Raw genomic sequence first — 1,306 nt, 5'->3', positions numbered from 1 at the left:
CGGCTCGATCCTGGCCCAGGCGGCATCGGTCAGCTCGTGTCGGCGAACCATGGCCCCTTATCAAGCCACAACCACAAGATCCAGATCCGCAGATCCGCAAAACAGGCCCTAGGTGGTGTCCGGTGGATCTCGGCGGCCGTGTGCCTGCCTCCGATGCAGCCGCCCTGCCGAAACGGCAAAGCGGTCGAAAGCCACCAGCAGGCTCGTCACCACCCAGCCGGAGCACCCCGGCCACCGCACTGCTGACGGATCTACGATGATCCACCATGATCCACCGGACACGCCCTAGTGGCGGAGCCGGTACTGGTTCGAGTCGGGTTTGCGGATGTTGCCCACCGGCCGTATGCCACTACGGGGGCGTTCTCGGTATTGGCCTCGCGCGCTCGACGAACGCTGCGCGCGGTCTGAATCACCCATGGTGCGCAGCGCCAGGCACGGCATCGGCCGACTGGCGCACCGCTCTCAGCGTGCTTCGGTGTTGTACTCGGCGATCCGGGCCGGAAGCTCGGCCAGCGAGTCGATGCGCATTGTCGCGATGCGGTCGGCTTCCGGGTCGTCCTGCCAGATGATCCCCCACGGACCCCGCCGGATCAGCGCCGTCTGCAACCCCATCGCCGCCGCAGGCCGGATGTCGTTGTCCAACCGGTCGCCCACGTACAGGATCTCGTCCGCCGCACACGGCGCGGCGTCCGCCACGCGGCCGAAGAACGCGGGGTCCGGCTTGGACACCCCCCAGTCGTCCGATGTGGCGATCATGTCCTGGGGCAGGTCCAGCGACCGCAGGATGCCGCCGGCCCGCGCCGTCTGGTTGCCCGCGATCCCGACCCACAGCCCGTCATCGCGCAGCCTCGCCAGGGTCGGACGCGCATCGGGGTACAGGTCCTCCTCGCCGAACGTCTCGGGCTCTCCGGCCGCGGCCCGCTTCTCCCGCTGCTCTGTCAGATCGAAGCCGGGGGCGAACACCTGGAACGTCTCCCGGTAGTCCGACCCCCTGGCGATGATCGCGCCGAACACCGCCGAGAACGTGTGCCGGGGGACACCGAGCCAATCGGCCCACGTGCCGTACTCCCGCGTCTCGTTCACCAGGCATTCGCCGACGTCGAACACCACTGCACGGATCATGGCGGCCAGCCTAGTGAAGCGACCGCCCGCCACCCCGGCCACCCGAAGCGCGGGTGCTGAACGGCCTCTGGTGGGAGTACGACGGCGCCGATGTCATGATGACGCTCATCCGTGACCATCCGCGCCCCGACCAGTCGCTCGCCTTGCGATGGGATGTGCCGCATGAGCCTGCGTGACGACATCG

Annotated in this window: 1 protein-coding gene; it reads right to left on the bottom strand. The window is 68.5% G+C overall.

The features are described from left to right. Window positions 1-462: 462 nt before the first annotated feature. A complete protein-coding gene (locus ABD879_RS32590; protein WP_345025644.1) occupies window positions 463-1,122 on the bottom strand; it encodes an HAD family hydrolase in 660 nt (219 codons plus the stop codon). Window positions 1,123-1,306 lie beyond the last annotated feature (184 nt).

This window comes from Actinomadura keratinilytica (genome assembly GCF_039539665.1).
GTDB classification, from domain to species: Bacteria; Actinomycetota; Actinomycetes; order Streptosporangiales; family Streptosporangiaceae; genus Spirillospora; species Spirillospora keratinilytica.
The sequence above is the reverse complement of the archived record's forward strand: the minus strand, read 5'-3'. Positions and strand labels throughout refer to the sequence as shown.

What these genes read in the sequence shown, in the direction of transcription:
- ABD879_RS32590 (WP_345025644.1), bottom strand. Translation starts at nt 1,122, where the DNA reads ATGATCCGTGCAGTGGTGTTCGACGTCGGCGAATGCCTGGTGAACGAG.